The following is a 14,439-nucleotide window of genomic DNA, read 5'->3' on the forward strand; positions in this document are numbered from 1 at the left end:
AGGGTCGCAGGGTGAGCTTCCCGTCCTCGCCCTCTCCCGTCGACCGCCTGGCTCTGGCGGTGGTGACCGAGCCCGAGCGTGCGCTGCCGGCGCCGGCCGGGGCGCGCGAGGACGCCATGCGTCATCTGCTGTCCACCGCGGCCGAGGCCGGGGTCGGGCTGATCGCCACCCGCCCCGACGGCGACGGCGAACGGCTGCTGGGCCAGGCCTGGCCCTTCCCCTCGCCCTTCCAGGTCACGGTGCGCACGGTGTCGGCCCTTGAAGGCGTGGACCGGGTCGAGGCGCGGGCGCGCCGGTCGCTGGAGCGGCTGGGCCTGCCGCGCGGCGATGTGCTGCTGGTGTCCAATCCGTGCGATCTGGCGGGGTCGGAGGGCCGCGCCCTGTGGGACCGGCTGAAGGCGCTGAAGGATCGGGGCCTGTTCCGCCGCATCGGCCTGTGCGCCGAGATCGACGATGATCCGGTCGCCCTGGCGCGGCGCCTGTCGCCCGATGTGGTGCAACTGCCGTGCAATCTGCTGGACCAGCGGGCGGCGCGCGACGGCGTCATCGCCGACCTGGCCGAGGCCGGTTGCGCCGTGCATCTGTCGTCCGTCTTCGCCGGGGGCGTCCTATTCGCCGACAGCGAGGGTCTGCCGCCGGTTCTGAACGGTCACGCCCAGGCCCTGTCGCGCACGCGCCGACGCCTGGCCGAGGCGCGGATGGACCCCATGCAGGCGGCCCTGGCCTTCACCCTGGGCCTGCCGGGCGTCGCCGCCGTGGTGGCCAGCGTGGCCTCGGCGGCCGAACTGCGCGCCATCCTGGCCGCCGCCCATGCGCCGGCGCCGGACCTGGACTGGGCCGCCCTGGGGCTGGAGGCGCCGGCGGCCTTCGCCGCCGACGCCCGCCGCCGCATCAGTACCGCAGCCTGACGCCCACATAGGCCGTGCGGCCCGGCTCGCCATAGCCGAACACCTGCTGATAGTGCTCGTCCGCCAGGTTCTCGATCCGCGCGGTCAGAACCACATGGTCGTTCAGCGCATAGGCCGCGTTCAGATTGGCGGTGACGAAACCGTCCTTGGCCACGGTGACGCCGTTGTCGGTGTCGTCCTGGTCGCCCTCGGCCCGCACGGTCAGGGCCCCCGACAGCCGTTCGCCGGTCCAGCCCAGGGTGGCCGAGGCCGCATGTTCCGGCACGCGCAGCAGGCGCAGGCCCGTGCCCCGGTCCTTGGCGTCGGTCCAGGCGTAGGCGACCGTCAGGTCGAAGCCGCCGCCCAGCCGCGCCCGGCCCTCCAGCTCGAAGCCGTCGGTGCGGGTGCGGTCGATGTTGATGTACTGGCCGCTGCGATAGAAGATCTGATCCTCGATGTTCAGCCGGTACAGGGTCGCCCGCCCGTCGATGCGGCCGTCGGACGAGGCCCAGCCCAGGGCGATCTCGATGCTGTCGGCCGTTTCCGGCGTCAGATCGGGCCATGGCAGGGGCGCATAGCACCAGTCGCACAGGGCCTGGCTGACGGTCGGCGCCTTGAAGCCCGTCCCATAGGCGCCCGACAGGATGAAGCCGCCCGACAGATCATAGGCGGCCGAGATCCGCCCCGTGGTCTTGCCGCCGAAATCGTCGGTGTCGTCATGACGCAGGCCCGCGGTCAGGTTCAGCGCCCCGGCCTCGTACTGGATCACGCCGAAGGCCGAGGTGATGGCCAGGTCGGCCGACAGGCCCGACGACAGGTCGCCGTGCGATTCGTCGCGCTCGATCCCGAAGGCATAGGTCGCATCGCCCGCCGCGCCGTCCGCCTGCCAGCGATAGACCTGGCGGTCGCCGGTGAAGGTGGAGCCGAAGCCGCCGCTGTAGGAGGTGCGTTCGATCTCGGATCCCGAGACGCTGAACTGGTGATTCAGGCCAAAGGCGGCGGCCTTCAGCCGGGCGAAGCCGGACCACTGTTCGCGGTCCTGAGTGTCGGCGGTGTCGGCCAGGGTGTAGGCCGGGGCCGGGAAGCCGTCGATGTCGGCGTGGTTGTCGGTCCAGCGCAGCGACCCGTCGATGCTGACCGCGTCGGACAGGGCCACGCGGCCGCGCGCCCCGACCGTGGTGCTGCGCAAGCCGTCCGGTTCGGGATTGCCGTCCGCCTCGTCGGCCGCCGAAACGCCGTCGGTCTGGAAGCGCGAGACATAGGCGCTGAAGGCATAGGCGTCATTGGCCACGCCCGCCGACAGGCGGCCGCGCCGGGTGTCCAGGCTGCCCGCCTCCAGCTGGGCCTCCAGACCGTCCAGTTCGCGAGTGGTGAAAGCGATCACGCCGCCGATGGCGTCCGATCCCCACAGCGAGGATTGCGGGCCGCTGAGCACCTCGATCCGCTCGATCCCGGCCAGTTCGAAACCGGCGAAGTCGAAGGCGCCGTTGATCTCGGCCGGGTCGTTGACCGGGGCGCCGTCGACCAGGACCAGGGTCTTGCCCGGCGTGGCGCCGCGCATCCGCACCTGGGCCACGCCGCCGAAGGCCCCGGTGCGGGTCACCGACAGGCCGGGCACGTCGGCCAGGATGTCCGAGGCGAAGACGGCGCCGCGCTGGGCGATGGCCGTCTGATCGATCACCCGCGCGCCGGGCGTGTCGGCGACGATGGCCGGAAGCCGCGTGGCGGTGACGATCACCTCCTCCAGCGTCTGGGGGGCGGTTTGGGCATGGGCGGCAAGGGGGAAGGCGGCCGCAAAGGCGACCGTGGAAAGCAGGATGGACCGCATGGGTCAGTCTCCGTCGAGGTCGGAGCACGGCGCGCGCCCGGACCGAAGGATGCGACCGATCCGCCGGTCCCCGAGGCGGGGCCGGACGACGCCGGATCGGGTCGCCTCAACGGAGAGTACCGCGCCACCTGTCTGGTCCCGGACAGCGGACGAGCGACGTCGGCGGCCAGGTCTCCTGGCTTGCGGGTCAACCGCCGCCGTTCCCGCCTTCCCGGTCGCCCCGATGGGGTCTCCAGTGACGCCGGGGCCATAAGCCCCGGATCGAACGACGGCGTCGCCGCCTACAGTTGCGGGCACAGCCGCGGTGTCTGACCGCGTTCCCTTAACCGCCTGGGCGGGCTTGTCGCAGGGGCGACCAAGCTGTGCAAGACCGATCAGACGGCGCTTGAGCCGGACGGTCCGATCCGTCACCCTGCGATCACGCCATGAACGCCCCGATCACCCATCCGCCGGTTCCCGTCGCCGACGCCCAGACCACGCCGGTCATGGCGCAGTATCTGGCGGCCAAGGCGGCCCAGCCCCAGGCGCTGGTCTTCTTCCGCATGGGCGATTTCTACGAACTGTTCTTCAGCGACGCGGAACAGGCGGCGGCGGCCCTGGGCATCACCCTGACCAAGCGGGGCAAGCACGGCGGCGACGACATTCCCATGGCCGGGGTGCCGGTCCATGCGGCCGAAGGCTATATCGCCCGGTTGATCCGCCAGGGCTTCCGCGTCGCCGTCTGCGAACAGATGGAAGACCCGGCCGAGGCCAAGAAGCGCGGCTCAAAGGCCGTGGTCCGGCGCGACATCGTGCGGGTCATCACGCCCGGCACCCTGACCGAAGACACCCTGCTGGATGCCCGCGGGGCCAACCGGCTGGCGGCGGTCGCCCTGCGCCGGGGCCGGGCGGCGGTGGCGGTGGTGGAGCTGTCGTCCGGGGCGGTCGACAGCGTGGCCTGCGCGCCCGAAGACCTGGCCGCGACCCTGGCGGCCTTCCGCCCGTCCGAGGTTCTGGTTCCCGACCGGCTGTTCGCCGACGATACGGCCCGCGCGGCGCTGGACGCCTCGGGCGGCGTGGCCCAGGCCATGCCCGGCGCCCTGGCCGAACCAAGCGCCGCCCGCGACCGGGTGCAGCGGCTGTATGGCGTCGCGGCTCTGGACGGCTTCGGCGCCTTCGAGGAGGCCGAGGTTTCGGCCCTGGGCCTGATCGCCGCCTATCTGGAGACGACCCAGGCGGGCCGCGTTCCGGCTCTGGCGCCCCCGCGTCGGGCGGGCGAGGCGGGCTGGCTGGCCATCGATCCGGCCACGCGCCAGAGCCTGGAGATCGACCGCACCCAGAGGGGCGAACGCGAGGGGTCTCTGCTGGCCTGCATCGACCGCACGGTCACCTCGGGCGGCGCGCGGGCCCTGGCCGAACGCATCGCCCGGCCCCTGACCGACCCGGCCGCCATCAACCGCGCCCTGGACGGGGTGGAGTGGATGCTGGCCCGCCGCGACCTGAGGCGCGATCTGCGCGAGGCCCTGCGCGCCTCGGCCGATGTGGCGCGGGCGGTGTCGCGCCTGGCGCTGGGCCGGGGCGGGCCGCGCGACCTGGCGGCCATCCGCGCGGGGCTGCTGACCGCCCAGACGATCTCGGGCCTGTTCGCCGGGGCGGGCGATCCGCTGGACGGACCGCCGGAACGCATCAAGGAGGCCCTGGCCCGACTGACGCCCCCGGTCGAGGCCCAGCATCTGCTGGAATCCCTGATCGCCGGCCTGGTGGATGAACCGCCGCACCTGGCGCGCGACGGCGGCTTTGTCGCGCCCAACCACCGGCCCGAACTGGACGAGACGCGCCGCCTGCGCGACGACAGCCGCCGGGTGGTCGCCGATCTGGAGGCCCGCGCCTGCCGCGAGGTCGGGGTGGCCTTCAAGGTGCGGCACAACGCCGTGCTGGGCTATTTCCTGGAGACCACGGCCAAGGCGGCGGAACCGCTGATTCGGACGGGCCCGGACAGCCCCTTCATCCATCGCCAGACCCTGGCCAATCAGGTGCGGTTCACCACCGTCGAACTGTCCGAACTGGACGCGAAAATCAGCCAGGCGGGCCACCGCGCCCTGGCGATGGAGCAGGAGACGTTCGAGACCTGGCGCCGGGCCGTGCAGGATCAGGCGGGCCCCCTTCAGGCCGTGGCCGAGGCCCTGGCGATGCTGGACGTCGACACCGCCTTGGCCGAGTGGGCGCAAGAGGCCGGGGCCGTGCGGCCGGTGGTGGACGCCTCGCTGTGCTTCTGTGTCGAGGCCGGGCGTCACCCGGTGGTCGAGGCGGCGGTCAAGGCGGCGGGCGATCCCTATACGCCCAATGACGCCCGGCTGGACGGGGCGGGGGGCGAGGGCGCGCGCCTGGCCATCGTCACCGGGCCGAACATGGCGGGCAAGTCGACCTTCCTGAGGCAGAACGCCCTTCTGGTCGTGCTGGCCCAGGCGGGCTGTTTCGTGCCGGCCCGGTCGATGCGGCTGGGGGTGGTCGACCGGCTGTTCAGCCGCGTGGGCGCGGGCGACGATCTGGCGCGCGGCCGCTCCACCTTCATGATGGAGATGGTCGAGACCGCCGCCATCCTGACCCAGGCGACGGACCGCAGCTTTGTCGTGCTGGACGAGATCGGGCGCGGCACCGCCACCTATGACGGCCTGGCCATCGCCTGGTCGGTGGCCGAGGCCCTGCACCAGACCAACCGGGCGCGCACCCTGTTCGCCACCCATTATCACGAGCTGGCGCGGCTGGAGACGCGGCTGGACCACGTCTGCAACCTGTCGATGAAGGCGCGCGAGTGGAACGGCGATCTGGTCTTCCTGCATGAGGCGGCGCCTGGGGCGGCGGATCGCAGCTATGGCGTGCAGGTGGCGAAACTGGCAGGGGTGCCCGGCGCCGTGGTGACGCGGGCGCGCGAAGTGCTGGAGCGGCTGGAGGGCGAAAAGGCCGCGCCCGCGCGTCTGGACGATCTGCCGCTGTTCTCGCTTGCCGAACCGGCCGCGCCGCCGCCGTCCTCGGCGGTGGAGGACGCTCTGGCCGACATCCAGCCCGATGATCTCAGCCCGCGCGAGGCGCTGGAAGCGCTGTATCGCCTGAAGGGGCTGATGACATGATCCCGCCCCGCCCGGCGGGGGAGGATTCTCTGGACGCCCGCCTGGACCGGGCCGTGCGCCAGGGTGACAGCCGCGCTGCCGTGGCCGCCATGCTGCGCGACCATTGGGACGCCGCGCGCGCCGCCGCCGCGCAACGGTTGACGGCGGGCCTGGGCGGGGTCGAGACCGCGCGCCTTTACGCCGCCGCCGCCGACACGGCGCTGGCGGCTCTTTGGCGGGTGACGACCGAGACGCTGTTTCCGGCGCCCAATCCGACCGAGGCGGAGCGGCTGGCCCTGCTGGCGGTCGGGGGTTATGGGCGCGGTGTGCTGGCGCCGCATTCGGACCTGGACCTGCTGTTCCTGCGACCCTGGAAACCGACGCCGCGCATCGAACAGGTGACCGAATTCGTCCACTATGTGCTGTGGGATCTGGGGCTGAAGATCGGCTCGGCCAGCCGCTCGCAGGACGAGGCCCTGGGTCTGGCGCGGCGCGACATGACGGCGCGAACGGCCCTGCTGGAGGCGCGGTTCCTGGCGGGCGACGCGGCCCTGTCCGACGCGCTTCTGACCCGGTTCCGCAAGGAGGTCGGCGGCGGCGACGCCCGGCCCTTCATCGCCGCCAAGCTGGACGAACGCGAGGTGCGCCATCGCAAGGCGGGGGCCTTCCGCTATTCGGTCGAGCCGAACGTCAAGGACGGCAAGGGGGGATTGCGCGACCTGAACACCCTGTTCTGGATCGCCCGCGCCCTGGCGCCGGACAGCCCGCTGGGGCGCGCGGCCCTGGACGATCTGCTGACCCCGCGCGACGTGCGGGCGTTCGAACAGGCGTTCGATTTTTTGTGGCGGGTGCGCATCCATCTGCATCTGGTCGCGGGTCGGGCCGAGGAGCGGCTGACCTTCGACCGCCAGCCCGAGATCGCCCGGCGCATGGGCTGGCGCGGACGCGGCGACGAGCCGGCGGTGGAGCGGTTCATGCGCCGCTATTTCCAGCATGCGCGCGACGTCGGCGCCCTGACCCGCGCGGTCTCGGCCCAGCTGGAGGCGCGCCAGCAGAAGAAGGCCCTGACCCTGTCGCGCCTCTTGCCCGGACGCCGCAAGCGGCTTCAGACGCCGGGCTTCCTGATCGACCAGGGGCGGCTGTCGGTGACCGGGCCTGAGGTGTTCGACCAGGACCCGACGCGGCTGCTGACCCTGTTCGTCGCCGCCGACGATCGCGACCTGGATTTGCATCCCGACGCCTTCGCCGGCGTGCGGCGGTCGCTGCCGCTGGTGACGCCGCGCCTGCGCCGTGACCCGGTCGCCAGCCGCGCCTTTCTGGACGTCCTGGCCCAGGGGCAGAGACCCTATCGGGTGCTGTCGATCATGAACGAGACGGGGCTTCTGGGCCGGTTCCTGCCCGAATGGGGCCGGATCGTGGGCCAGACCCAGTTCAACATGTACCACGCCTATACGGTCGACGAGCACACGCTGCAGGCCATCGGCCTGATCAACGACATCTGGCGCGGCAAGCTGACGGCCGACCATCCGCTGGCCAGCGACATCGTGCATCGGATCGACGATTTCGAATCCCTGATGCTGGCCATGCTGCTGCACGACGTCGGCAAGGGCGGGGATCGGGGCCAGCTGGAGGACGGGGCCGTGGCCGCGCGCCGGGCCTGCGAGCGGCTGGGGATTCCGGCGCGACGTATCGAACTGGTCTGCTGGCTGGTGCGGCATCACCTGGTGCTGTCCGACTACGCCCAGAAGCGCGACGTGTCCGATCCGGCCACGGTGCGGGCCTTCGCCGACATCGTGGGCGACCCCGAGCGGCTGCGGATGCTGCTGGTGCTGACGGTGGCCGACATTCGCGCCGTGGGGCCGGGGGTCTGGAACAGCTGGAAGGGCCGGCTGATGCGCGACCTGTACGACCGCACCCAGGCCCTGTTCCGGGGCGAAGACCTGAAGGGGCTTGAGACGCAGCCGGAGGCGGAACACGCCGCCCTGGTCGCCACCGCCCTGCGCGACGGCGCGGCGGTGCAGGCGATGGCGGTTTCGGACGACCAGGCCGCGACGCGCCTGGCGGTGGCGGCGCCGGATCGGCCGGGCCTCTTCGCCGCCTTCGCCGCCGTTCTGGCCGCCGCCGGGGCCGATGTCGTCGGGGCGCGGGTGGCCACTTCGGGCCAGGGGTTGGCGCTGGATGTGTTCGATCTTCAGGACGGGGCGGGCCTGCCCTATGGCCAGGCCGAACCCCGGCGGCTGGAGGGGCTGGTCCAGGCGCTTCAGGCCGTGGCGCGCGGCGGCGACGCGCCCGCCCTGCCTGCGCCTGCGCCCGTCAGCGCGCGCCGGGCGGCCTTTGACGTGGCGCCGGTGGTGATGGTCTTGCCCGAAGGCGGCGAAGGGGCGGCGGTGATCGAGGCGGCCGGGCCGGATCGGCCGGGGCTGCTGGCGGAACTGGCGGCGGCCCTGACCGGCGCGGGCCTGTCGATCCGTTCGGCCCATGTCGCCGGCTTCGGCGCCCGCGCGGTCGACAGCTTCTATGTCACGGCCATGGACGGCGGCCCGCCCGCGCCTGAGCGTCTGGCCGCCGCGCATGACGCCCTGATCGCCGTTCTGGATCGCAAGGCCCCCGCCCCCCCGGTGACCTCGGCCCGCGCCAGCGCGCGCGACGTGTCCGACCTGTCGGCGTCCGGCCGGCCCCCGTATCGTCCCGACCGGAAGCGCGCTAGAGCGAAATAGGTTCAGTTGGACACGTCCAACTGAACCCAGATCTTCGCTCCAGCGAATTCTGGACCATTGTTCTGGGTTCAGTCGATTCCGACTGAACCGAAAATGGTCTAGGGCTGAATGTCCTTCCTCTGCGGCGTCCCCGAATGAGCCTTGCGCGAAACACCCTGGTCCAGTCGGGCCTGACCCTGGGCAGCCGCCTCTTGGGGTTTGCGCGCGACATGGTTCTGGCCGCGCGCTTCGGCCAGGGGCCGATGATGGACGCCTTCACCACCGCCCTGATGCTGCCCAACCTGTTCCGGCGCCTGTTCGCCGAGGGCGCCTTCGCCCAGGCCTTCGTGCCCGTCTATGGCGGGGTGCGGGAGCGCGAAGGCGAAGAGGCGGCGGCGGTCACGGCGTCCGAGGCCCTGTCCTTCATGCTGGCGGTGGTGGCGGGCTTCTGCATCGTGTTTCAGCTGCTGACGCCCTGGATCATGCCCTGGCTGCTGTCGGCCTATCGCGACCAGCCGTCGGTTCTGGCCCTGGCGGTCACGGCGACCCAGCTGGCCATGCCCTATCTGGTGTGCATGACCATCGCCGCCCTGCTGTCGGGGGTGCTGAACACCGGCGGGCGGTTCGCCCTGTCGGCGGGGGTGCCGGTGTTGCTGAACCTGTGCACCCTGGCGGCCCTGACCGCGCCGGTGGTCATGCCCGGTCTGTCGATCGAGACCCTGCTGCTGGTCACCAGCGCGGCGGTGACGGTGTCGGGCGTGCTTCAGGCGGCCCTGCTGTGGCGCGGCGTGCGGCGGCTGGGAGTGCGGCTGAAGATCGGCCTGCCGCGCCTGACGCCCTCGGTGCGGCGGACCCTGGCCCTGGCGGTGCCGGGCGCCCTGGCCGGCGGGGCCATGCAGATCAACTCGGTCGTCAGCCAGGTGCTGACCGGATCGGACGAGGGCGCCCGTTCGGTGATCTACAACGCCGACCGCCTGTATCAGCTGCCGCTGGGCCTGGTGGGGGTGGCGATCGGCCTGGCCCTGGTGCCGCGCCTGACCCGCGCCTTCGTGGCGGGTGACGAGGCGGGCGGGCGCAAGACTCTGGACGACGGCATCGCCCTGGCCATGGCCTTCACCCTGCCGGCGGCGGTGGCCCTGTTCGTCATTCCCTTCTTCATCATCGACGCCACGGTGACGCGCGGGGCCTTCACCTCGGCCGATGCGGCGCGCACGGCCGATGTGCTGCGCCAGTTCGCCTGGGGCGTGCCGGCCTTCGTCCTGGCCAAGGTGCTGACCCCGCCCTTCTTCGCGCGCCAGGACACGCGCCGGCCGATGATCTACGCCATCGCCTCGGTCGTGGTGACGGTGGTGGTGGGCAGCGCCCTGTTCGTCATCCTGGGCCGGATGGGCCGGGACGGGGTGGTGGGCCTGGCGGTGGCCACCAGCCTGTCGGCCTGGCTGAATGTGGCGCTTCTGGCCGGAACCTTGATGCGCGAGGGGGTATGGCGGCCCAGCGGGCCTTTCCTGTCGCGGATGGCGCGCATTCTGGCGGCCTGCGCCGTCATGGGCGGCCTGCTGCTGGCGGCGGGCATCGCCTATCCGGCCCTGGCGCGGCTGTTGCTGGCCAAGGAGGTGGCGGTGGTCCTGGCCTGCGGGGCCGGAGCGGCGGTCTATGGCGCGGCCGTCCTGGCCCTGCGCGCCACCAGCGTGGCCGAGCTGAAATCCATCCTGCGGCGCGAACCGGGCGCGGCGGCCTCCTCCGGTCTGGACGGGCCGGGCCTGAGCGGATAGGTCGGTGCCCATGACCGTCTCGATCCCCAATCCCGACCGGCGATGGCGCGGCGCGACCGACGCCGCCCGCCTGTCCGCTTGAACACAATCTTCTTCGAGACCCGATTCCCATGACCGAACCGACCCCGGCCGACTACACCGGCCCCCGCCGCATCCTGTCCGGCATCCAGGCCTCCGGCGCCCTGCACCTGGGCAACTATCTGGGCGCGCTGAAGCGTTTCGTCGCGCTTCAGGACACGGCCCCGACCTTCGTCTTCGTGGCCGACATGCACGCCATCACCGTGTGGCAGGATCCGGCCGTCCTGACCGCCCAGACGCGCGAGATCGCCGCCGCCTATCTGGCCTCGGGCCTGGACCCCAAACGGTCGGTCATCTTCCCGCAGTCGGCGGTGCGCGCCCATGCCGAGCTGGCCTGGATCTTCAACTGCGTGGCGCGGCTGGGCTGGCTGGACCGCATGACCCAGTTCAAGGAGAAGTCGGGCAAGCACAAGGAACGGTCGTCGGTCGGTCTCTATACCTATCCGGTGCTGCAGGCGGCGGACATCCTGGTCTACAAGGCCACCGAGGTGCCCACCGGCGAGGACCAGAAACAGCACCTGGAGCTGACCCGCGACATCGCCGCCAAGTTCAACAACGACTTCGGTGTGCCCGGCTTCTTCCCCCAGCCCGAGCCGCTGATCCAGGGGCCGGCGCCGCGCGTCATGAGCCTGCGCGACGGGGCGGCCAAGATGTCCAAGTCGGATCCGTCGGACCAGTCGCGCATCAATCTGATGGACGACGCCGATGCGATCGCCGCCAAGGTGAAGAAGGCCAAGACCGACCCCGAACCCCTGCCGGAAACGCTGGAAGGGCTGGAGGCCCGGCCCGAGGCCAAGAATCTGGTGGCCATCTATGCGGCCCTGGCCGACCTGTCGCGCGAGCAGGTGCTGGCCCAGTTCGCGGGCCAGGGCTTCGGCGCCTTCAAGCCCAAGCTGGCCGAGCTGGCGGTCGAGAGCCTGGCGCCGGTCACCGCCGAGATGCGCCGCCTGATGGCCGCCCCGGACGAGATCGACCGGGTTCTGCGCGACGGGGCCGAACGCGCGGCCCAGATCGCCGACCCCATCGTGGCCGAGACCAAGCGCATCGTCGGCTTCTGGCGCTGATTGATCCTCAGGCGACGGCGTTCAGCAGGTCGCCGAACCGGACCAGGGCCTGTTCCGTCAGGGCTTCGTCGTGCCGCATCGGCGCCATGCTGGTCGGCTCGTCGAAGCTGTGGGTGCCGTCGACGATCCAGCTGTCGACCTCGGCGCCGCAGCCGCGGATCATGGCGTTGACCTCTTCGGCGTTGCGCACCGTGGTCAGGTGGTCGCGGCTGGCGGTCACGGCCACCACCTTGGGGCAATGGCGCCAGGGCCGCATGCGGTTCAGATTGGCGAACCCGACATAGGCATAGGCCAGCCACACCGCCTTGACCCCCGTCAGGTCACAGGCGGCGGCGTCGCGCAGGGCCGCCGCGCCGAAGCGGGCGGGGTCCAGGCTCATGGCCTCCAGGATCGACCAGCCACCGTGGCTCCACCCCGCCAGGGCCAGGCGCGAGGCGTCCACATCGGGCCGGCGCGACAGGCCGTCGATGGCCGCCAGCACATCGCCCGCCCGCTCGGCCCCATGCAGCATCAGACCGGTGCACACCAGGCCCAGCGCCATCCAGGGCGTCAGCCCCCGGTGCGGATAGGAATCGACGATACAGGCCCGCCATCCGGCCGCCTTGGCCGCCTGGGCGTAGCGGGGCAGATGCTCCCGAAGGCCGCCGCAACCGTGGAACAGGATGACGGTCGGGCGCGGCCGGTCGTCGTCCGGCCCGACCATGACCATGTGCGGCTCCAGCCGGGCCCAGCGTTCGGCAAGCGTATCCATGCGCGGCTTCTAGAGAGAAATCGGTTCAGATGCACCGCATCTGATCTCAGATTTCGCTCATGGCGTAACTGACCGCGCCGGGCTTCAACCCCAAGGGCCTCGACGCGTTTGCTCTGTCGGTGTGACCGGCACGCCCGTACTCACGCCGGACGGGGAGGCCGCGCTGACCGGCGCGAAGGCGCGGGGCCGCACGCCCATCCGCGTCCCCAGCTCCATCAGCGCCCGCACCCGGTTGGCCGTGTTCGGATGGGTCGAGAACAGATTGTCCGCCCGCCCGCCCGCCAGGGGGTTGATGATGAACAGCTGGCCCGAGGCCGGATTGCGCTCGGCCGTGGGGTTGTGGATGCGCTTGGCGTAGGCCTCGATCTTCTGCAGGGCGCCGGCCAGGGCCTGGGGGTCGCCGGCGATCTCGGCGCCGACTCGGTCGGCCTCGTATTCGCGGCTGCGGCTGATGGCCATCTGCACCAGGCCCGCCGCCATGGGCGCCAGGATCATCAGCGCCAGCGTCCCGATCAGGCCGCCGGGCCGCTCGCGGTCGTCGCCGCCGCCGAAGAACATCGCGAAATTGGCCAGGGCGGCGATGGCCCCCGCGACCGTGGCGGTGACCGTCATGGTCAGGGTGTCGCGGTTCTTCACATGGGCCAGTTCGTGCGCCATCACGCCCCTGATCTCCTCGCGGGTCAGCATGTCCAGAAGGCCGGTGGTGGCGCAGACGGCGGCGTTGGCCGGATTGCGGCCGGTGGCGAAGGCGTTGGGCTGGTCGTTGGGAATGATGGCGATGGTCGGCTGGGGCAGGCCGGCGTCGGCGGCCATCTGTTTCACATCGGCGACATAGGCGCGGACCACGGCGTTGGGATGCGCCGCGTCCACCGGCTGGGCGCGGTACATCTTCAGCACGATCTTGTCGGCGTTCCAGTAGCTGAACAGATTCATGCCGCCGGCGAAGACCAAGGCGATCAGCATGCCGCCGGTCCCGCCCACCAGATAGCCGACGCCCATGAACAGCGCCGTCAGCACCGCCAGCAGGATGAAGGTCTTCAGATGGTTCATGCGGGAATACGAAAGCAGGTGACGTGGGGGGAGGAGGCTCCTATCTGAGGGCGTCGAGACATGGCCTCAAGAGACGCCCCCTGTGACCGAACAGCCCACCCCGCCTGACGCCGAGACGCCCGAAACGCCTCGACTGAACGCCGATGTGCCCGGCGCCACGCCGCATCGGCCGCTGTCGGACGTCGCCCGCCGCGCCCTGATCGAGGCCGAGGCGCGACGCCAGGCCGCAGCGCCGCAAACCCTTCCGCCCGAGGATGGCGGGCCGCGCGGGCCGGAGCCGACCCGTTACGGCGACTGGGAGAAGAAGGGGCTGGCGGTCGATTTCTGACCGCTGCCCCACACGCTGGAATCCTGAGGCGCGAACCTTAACCCTGATCGTCGCGCGCGGGGTGCGAAGGCCCGACCCCGCCTTCGCCCGCGCCTAGACTGACGCCGACCAGCGAAAGTCTTGTTCCATGCGCGTTCTCAGTTCGGCCGCCCTTGTCGCCCTGATCCTGTCCAGCCCGGCGCTGGCGGGCGAACGTCGCGGCGGCCATCGCCCGCCCTCGCCGCCGCCCGGCCATTGCGGCGCCGCCTGCCGCCCGCCAGTGAACACCAACGTCAATGTCAATGTGAACGCTTCGGCGTCGGCCGCCGCCTCGGCACGGTCGTGGATCAATGCGCGGGCCTATTCGTCCGGCATGAGCCGCACGGTGGTCGGCGGCGGAACCTTCATCAGCGGCGGCGGCTATGGCGGCGACTACGGCTGGGTCGGCCCTGGCGGCGGCTATGGAAGCGGTCCCGTCCACATCGATGATCGCGACCTGCGCCCCGCCGGGCCCAGCGCGCCCTTCGGCTATGTGGTGACGGGATTTGGCCGCGACATCCGGGCGGGCGGCTCCACCCGCCGCATCGACCGCTATGGCCACGAGGGTCGCTGGCGCGAGGACCGGCGCGACCGAAACGAACAGGGTCATTACGAACGCTGGGAGACCAGCGCCGAATACCGCGAACAGGTCGAGGCCGCCTGGGAATACGAAATCATCGGCCGCGAGAGCCGCGCCTATGACCGGGGCTATGACGACGGGCGCGCCGACTGCGATTGCCGTGATGATGGGCCGCCGCCTTATCAGGCGCCGTCGCCGGGCCAGGCCTATTACGGCGACCTGCCGCCGCCGGACGCCCCACCGATGACCGCCCCGCCGCGCCACAACTATCGCCAGGAGCCGGGCGAGCGGGGCTGATCGA

At 71.6% G+C, this 14,439-nt stretch carries 10 protein-coding genes and 1 riboswitch; of the genes, 7 read left to right on the forward strand and 3 right to left on the reverse strand.

Features of this window, described 5'->3' with window-relative positions:
* Window positions 1-11: 11 nt before the first annotated feature.
* Window positions 12-908: an aldo/keto reductase gene (locus Q0581_RS14575; protein WP_298701181.1), complete on the forward strand. Its 897-nt coding sequence runs from the start codon at window positions 12-14 to the stop codon at window positions 906-908.
* Here Q0581_RS14575 and Q0581_RS14580 read toward each other — a convergent pair.
* Window positions 892-2,715: a TonB-dependent receptor gene (locus Q0581_RS14580; RefSeq protein ID WP_298701182.1), complete on the reverse strand. Its 1,824-nt coding sequence runs from the start codon at window positions 2,713-2,715 to the stop codon at window positions 892-894. The two genes, Q0581_RS14575 and Q0581_RS14580, sit on opposite strands and share 17 nt — an antisense overlap.
* A 168-nt stretch (window positions 2,716-2,883) precedes the next feature.
* Window positions 2,884-3,039, reverse strand: a riboswitch (cobalamin riboswitch).
* A gap of 101 nt (window positions 3,040-3,140) precedes the next feature.
* Here Q0581_RS14580 and mutS point away from each other — a divergent pair.
* The 4 genes from mutS (at window position 3,141) to trpS (ending at window position 11,411) form a co-directional block, all read left to right on the forward strand.
* Window positions 3,141-5,822: a DNA mismatch repair protein MutS gene (mutS, locus tag Q0581_RS14585; RefSeq protein WP_298701183.1), complete on the forward strand. Its 2,682-nt coding sequence runs from the start codon at window positions 3,141-3,143 to the stop codon at window positions 5,820-5,822.
* On the forward strand, window positions 5,819-8,518 hold the full coding sequence (gene glnD / locus Q0581_RS14590) for a [protein-PII] uridylyltransferase (protein ID WP_298701184.1): 2,700 nt from the start codon (window positions 5,819-5,821) through the stop codon (window positions 8,516-8,518). Before mutS ends, glnD begins: the two co-directional genes overlap by 4 nt.
* A gap of 134 nt (window positions 8,519-8,652) precedes the next feature.
* A complete protein-coding gene (gene murJ / locus Q0581_RS14595; RefSeq protein ID WP_298701185.1) occupies window positions 8,653-10,269 on the forward strand; it encodes a murein biosynthesis integral membrane protein MurJ in 1,617 nt (538 codons plus the stop codon).
* A gap of 110 nt (window positions 10,270-10,379) precedes the next feature.
* Complete coding sequence (gene trpS, locus Q0581_RS14600) at window positions 10,380-11,411, forward strand: tryptophan--tRNA ligase (protein ID WP_298701186.1); 1,032 nt, start codon at window positions 10,380-10,382, stop codon at window positions 11,409-11,411.
* Between the two features lie 7 nt (window positions 11,412-11,418).
* Here the strand turns inward: trpS and Q0581_RS14605 are convergent, their stop codons facing one another.
* On the reverse strand, window positions 11,419-12,162 hold the full coding sequence (locus Q0581_RS14605) for a prolyl oligopeptidase family serine peptidase (protein ID WP_298701187.1): 744 nt from the start codon (window positions 12,160-12,162) through the stop codon (window positions 11,419-11,421).
* 84 nt (window positions 12,163-12,246) lie between these two features.
* Window positions 12,247-13,212 (reverse strand): zinc metalloprotease HtpX, encoded by a 966-nt coding sequence (gene htpX / locus Q0581_RS14610; protein WP_298701188.1) that lies wholly within the window; start codon window positions 13,210-13,212, stop codon window positions 12,247-12,249.
* Between the two features lie 82 nt (window positions 13,213-13,294).
* Here htpX and Q0581_RS14615 point away from each other — a divergent pair, with 82 nt between their 5' ends.
* The gene (locus Q0581_RS14615) at window positions 13,295-13,540 is read left to right on the forward strand and encodes a DUF1674 domain-containing protein (protein ID WP_298701189.1); all 246 of its coding nucleotides are present in this window, start codon (window positions 13,295-13,297) and stop codon (window positions 13,538-13,540) included.
* Window positions 13,541-13,667: 127 nt separating this feature from the next.
* On the forward strand, window positions 13,668-14,435 hold the full coding sequence (locus Q0581_RS14620) for a hypothetical protein (RefSeq protein WP_298701190.1): 768 nt from the start codon (window positions 13,668-13,670) through the stop codon (window positions 14,433-14,435).
* Window positions 14,436-14,439 lie beyond the last annotated feature (4 nt).

The organism is uncultured Brevundimonas sp., assembly GCF_937863155.1.
Taxonomy (GTDB): domain Bacteria; phylum Pseudomonadota; class Alphaproteobacteria; order Caulobacterales; family Caulobacteraceae; genus Brevundimonas.

What these genes read in the sequence shown, in the direction of transcription:
- htpX (WP_298701188.1), bottom strand. Translation starts at nt 13,212, where the DNA reads ATGAACCATCTGAAGACCTTCATCCTGCTGGCGGTGCTGACGGCGCTG.
- mutS (WP_298701183.1), top strand. Translation starts at nt 3,141, where the DNA reads ATGAACGCCCCGATCACCCATCCGCCGGTTCCCGTCGCCGACGCCCAG.
- glnD (WP_298701184.1), top strand. Translation starts at nt 5,819, where the DNA reads ATGATCCCGCCCCGCCCGGCGGGGGAGGATTCTCTGGACGCCCGCCTG.
- trpS (WP_298701186.1), top strand. Translation starts at nt 10,380, where the DNA reads ATGACCGAACCGACCCCGGCCGACTACACCGGCCCCCGCCGCATCCTG.
- Q0581_RS14605 (WP_298701187.1), bottom strand. Translation starts at nt 12,162, where the DNA reads ATGGATACGCTTGCCGAACGCTGGGCCCGGCTGGAGCCGCACATGGTC.
- Q0581_RS14580 (WP_298701182.1), bottom strand. Translation starts at nt 2,715, where the DNA reads ATGCGGTCCATCCTGCTTTCCACGGTCGCCTTTGCGGCCGCCTTCCCC.
- murJ (WP_298701185.1), top strand. Translation starts at nt 8,653, where the DNA reads ATGAGCCTTGCGCGAAACACCCTGGTCCAGTCGGGCCTGACCCTGGGC.
- Q0581_RS14620 (WP_298701190.1), top strand. Translation starts at nt 13,668, where the DNA reads ATGCGCGTTCTCAGTTCGGCCGCCCTTGTCGCCCTGATCCTGTCCAGC.